1 protein-coding gene is annotated in these 268 nt (G+C 54.1%); it reads left to right on the plus strand.

Annotated elements, in window-relative coordinates:
• Nucleotides 1-78: 78 nt before the first annotated feature.
• Nucleotides 79-268, plus strand: a 190-nt coding sequence (locus MN204_RS20760; RefSeq protein WP_249872948.1) for a hypothetical protein, incomplete at its 3' end; no start/stop codon positions are given.

The following is a 268-nucleotide window of genomic DNA, read 5'->3' on the forward strand; positions in this document are numbered from 1 at the left end:
GCGGAAGTTGAAGACAGGAGAACTGCTGCCACTGTTGTTCTGAGATGGAACAGTCTCTGTATTCCGGGGGGAGACAGCATGTCCATCAGGCAAGTCTTTGGCCTGCACAAAATCAGGCTTCAGAACCTCAAAGCACATATACATCTCAGCCAACAGCACCACCAGGTTGACCTGGAGGGGTGGTGGGACATACAGCAAGTCTTCAAGGGACAGGGGGCAGCCTCGAGGAAGATGGGAGGCACAGAAGTCTTGCACCAGCTGGAGGTTG

The organism is Oceanobacillus saliphilus, from assembly GCF_023522835.1.
In the GTDB taxonomy this organism is placed as follows: domain Bacteria; phylum Bacillota; class Bacilli; order Bacillales; family Amphibacillaceae; genus Oceanobacillus; species Oceanobacillus saliphilus.